This window comes from Asanoa sp. NPDC050611, from assembly GCF_040654855.1.
Classification (GTDB): Bacteria; Actinomycetota; Actinomycetes; order Mycobacteriales; family Micromonosporaceae; genus Asanoa.
This window is the reverse complement of record NZ_JBFAIU010000541.1, coordinates 1-3340: the sequence shown is the minus strand read 5'-3', so window position 1 is coordinate 3340 and position 3340 is coordinate 1. Positions and strand designations below refer to the sequence as shown.

At 71.4% G+C, this 3340-nt stretch carries 3 protein-coding genes; 1 reads left to right on the top strand and 2 read right to left on the bottom strand.

Features of this window, described 5'->3' with window-relative positions; all coding sequences use genetic code 11:
* Window positions 1-270 precede the first annotated feature (270 nt).
* Together fdhA and AB0H87_RS39835 are read right to left on the bottom strand one after the other, a co-directional pair.
* Complete coding sequence (gene fdhA, locus AB0H87_RS39840) at window positions 271-1494, bottom strand: formaldehyde dehydrogenase, glutathione-independent (protein WP_360158396.1); 1224 nt, start codon at window positions 1492-1494, stop codon at window positions 271-273.
* A 149-nt stretch (window positions 1495-1643) separates the two neighbouring features.
* Window positions 1644-2432 (bottom strand): SDR family NAD(P)-dependent oxidoreductase, encoded by a 789-nt coding sequence (locus tag AB0H87_RS39835; RefSeq protein WP_360158393.1) that lies wholly within the window; start codon window positions 2430-2432, stop codon window positions 1644-1646.
* 51 nt (window positions 2433-2483) lie between these two features.
* Here AB0H87_RS39835 and AB0H87_RS39830 point away from each other — a divergent pair.
* Window positions 2484-3340, top strand: an 857-nt coding sequence (locus AB0H87_RS39830; RefSeq protein ID WP_360158390.1) for a LysR family transcriptional regulator, incomplete at its 3' end; no start/stop codon positions are given.

Here is a 3340-nt window from a genome sequence, read left to right as displayed (position 1 = left end):
AGCGCCGGCAGGTCTGCGCCCGGCACCCAGTCCACCCAGGTCACCGACGTGTTAGCGGCGGCCGCCGCGCGGCAGGCCGCGTACTCCTGACCCGTAGCCTTTGTGACACCTGCTGTGCAAGCGGTCGGCGGCGAGGCGCTCCGCCGATGACAGGTCGGCCGGCGTAGCCGATGGCGGCCGGTTGCCGGCCGCCATCAGACGCTGTCCGCGAAGATTCGGTGCGGTTGGCCTCCTTCCCCGAATCAGCGGGCCACAATCCTGTTGAATCCACTAGGCCGCCGAGGCGACCATGCCGTGCGGGTCGAGCACGTACTTCCGGGCCGCGCCCTCGTCGAACTCCGCGTAGCCGCGCGGCGCCTCGCCGAGCGGGATCGGTGTCGCGTTGACGTTCTTCGCGATCGACACCCGGTCGTTGAGGATGGCCATCATGAGCTGGCGGTTGTAGCGCATCACCGGGCACTGGCCCGTGACGAACGAGTGCGACTTGGCCCAGCCGAGGCCGAGCCGGATGGAGAGCGAGCCCTCCTTCGCCGCCTCCTCGCGCGCGCCCGGGTCGCCGGTCACGTAGAGCCCCGGGATGCCGAGCGCGCCGCCGGCCCGGGTCAGGTCCATCAGCGAGTTGAGCACCGTCGCCGGGTGCTCGACCTGTGCGTTCTCGCCGTGTCCACGGGCCTCGAACCCGACCGCGTCGACGCCGCAGTCCACCTCGGGCGTGCCGAGGATCTCCTCGATCTGGTCCTTCGGCTCGCCGGCCGAGACGTCGACGGTCTCGCACCCGAAGCTGTGCGCCTGCTCGAGCCGTTCCTTGTTGAGGTCGCCCACGATCACCGTGGCCGCACCGAGCAGCTGCGACGCCGTGGCGGCGGCCAGCCCGACCGGTCCCGCGCCGGCGACGTAGACGGTCGACCCGGTGGTGACGCCGGCGCTGAACGCGCCGTGATAGCCGGTCGGGAAGATGTCCGACAGCATGGCCAGGTCCAGGATCTTCTCCATCGCCTGGTCCTTGTCCGGGAACACCAGCAGGTTCCAGTCGGCGTACGGCACGAGCGCGTACTCCGCCTGGCCGCCGATCCAGCCACCCATGTCCACGTAGCCGTAGGCGGACCCCGGCCGTTCCGGGTTGACGTTGAGACAAACGCCGGTCTTGCCGGTCTTACAGTTGACGCACCGTCCACAGGAGATGTTGAACGGCACCGACACCAGGTCGCCGACCTGGACGTACTCGACGTCCGGACCCTTCTCGACGACCTCGCCGGTGATCTCGTGCCCGAGGATCAGGCCGGCCGGCGCGGTGGTGCGGCCGCGGACCATGTGCTGGTCACTGCCGCAGATGTTGGTCGCGACGCACTTCACGATCGCCGCGTGTGGAAGCTGACGGCCGACGTTGTCAGGGTGTACGCCAGGCCCGTCCTTCAGTTCGAACGTCGGGTAGTCGACATCTTGCACCTCGACCTGACCCGGCCCTAGGTAGGCGACGCCTTTGTTGCCTGTCATGACATTGCTCCGATCCGATGGGTCGGCGCGCACGGCAGCAGAGTGGGTCGGCGGGCCGCACTGGTCCACGCCGATCGGCGCGGCGCCGCCGCGCGTGCCTGTTCGGCGGGTTACCGAACGCGTTCCCCGTCGCCGGAGAAAGAAACCCGTTAGAACCCGGCGAGCAGATCGCCCGTGAGATCGCGCAGGCGGCGGCGGTAGGCCGGGTCGTACACCTCCTGCGCGGCGCGGGCCTCCGTGCCGCCGTCGAAGTAGCGGCCCGTCAACCCGGCCAGGGCCGGATCGTCGACCAGGCGGCGGGTGGCGGCCACACCCTGCTCGAGGGTGTCGACCACGTCCATCCCTGAGCGCCTCGACATGCTGGTCGGCATGTACGACGCCGGGTGGACGCTGTTGACCGTGATGCCTGGGAGGTCGTGGGCGAGGTCGATGGTGTGGCTGATCAAGGCCAGCTTCGCACGGCAGTACGCGGCGACGTCGGTGTAGTCGCGGGTGAACTGCGGGTCGTCGAAGTCCATCGGCTGCTGGCCGATCGAGGCGACGTTGACGATCCGGGCGGCGTCCCCGGCGTGCAGCAGCGGCAGCAGTTCCCGGGTGAGCAGCACGGGTGCGAGATAGTTGACCGCGAGCCGCAGTTCATGGCCGTCGGCCGTGACCTGGCGCGTCCGCCCGTCGACGTGGAAGCCGATGCCGGCGTTGTTGACCAGCACGTCGAGCCGGTCGTACTTGCCGGCGACCTCGGCCGCCAGGCGCTTGACCTCGGCGAGCGACGCGAAGTCGGCCTGGAACGGCGTGCCGCCGGTCGCGGTCGCCACGTCGGCGAGCCGGCCGGCGTCGCGGCCGTGCAGGAGCAGCTCGTGCCGGCCGCTCGCGGCCAGCTCAACCGCCAGGGCACGGCCCAGGCCGTCCGAGGCGCCGGTGATCAGGATGCGTGACATGCGACCGACGCTAGGCCGCCCACCTATCGGGCAACCAATAGAATTGACGTGGTGACCACAAGGAATGCTGATAGCTCGGCGCTGGACCTCACCCAGCTCCGGACGTTCCTCGCGGTCTACCGCTCCGGCTCGCTGACCGCGGCGGCCCGCCGGCTCGGTCTGGCCCAGCCCACGGTGACCGCCCAGGTCAGGGCCCTCGAGGAGCGGCTCGACCGCCAGCTGTTCGAGCGGTTGCCGCGGGGCGTGGCGCCGACGCCCGCCGCCGACGACCTGGCCGCGCGCGTCTCTGCGCCGCTGGACCAGCTCGCCATGGTCGCCGAGCGCGACGATGCCGCGCCGGCCGAGCCGGTGCGCCTGGCCGGCCCGGCGGAGATGCTGGCCGTGCGGGTCATGCCGGTCGTCGCGCCACTGGTCGCGGCCGGCATCCGGCTGCGGGTGTCGACCGGCCTGGCCGAGGACCTGCTCGACGGCCTGCGCGCCGGCCGCTTCGACCTGGTCCTGCCGGCCGTCCGCCCGCGGGGGCGGTCCGTGGTCGCCACGACGTTGATGGACGAGGAGTTCGTGCTGGTGGGCGCGCCGGCCTGGCAGCACGTGGCCGACCCCGGCGCCGCTCCCTTGATCAGCTATGCGGCGGACCTGCCGATCCTGCGCCGTTACTGGCGCCACGTGTTCGGGCGCCGGCTGACCGCGGAGCCCGCACTCGTGGTCCCGGACCTGCGTGCGGTGCTGGCGGCCACGGTGGCCGGCGCGGGCGTCACGGTGCTGCCGAGCTATCTGTGCGCGGCGGAGCTGGCGGCCGGCACGCTGGTGCCGCTGCTGGAGCCCGACGAACCGCCCATCACGGCTCGACCCCGGCCAAGCGGATCCAGGAGAAGTACAAGGGCGCGCAGCTGCAGCTCTTCGACGCC

What these genes read in the sequence shown, in the direction of transcription:
- fdhA (WP_360158396.1), bottom strand. Translation starts at nt 1,494, where the DNA reads ATGACAGGCAACAAAGGCGTCGCCTACCTAGGGCCGGGTCAGGTCGAG.
- AB0H87_RS39835 (WP_360158393.1), bottom strand. Translation starts at nt 2,432, where the DNA reads ATGTCACGCATCCTGATCACCGGCGCCTCGGACGGCCTGGGCCGTGCC.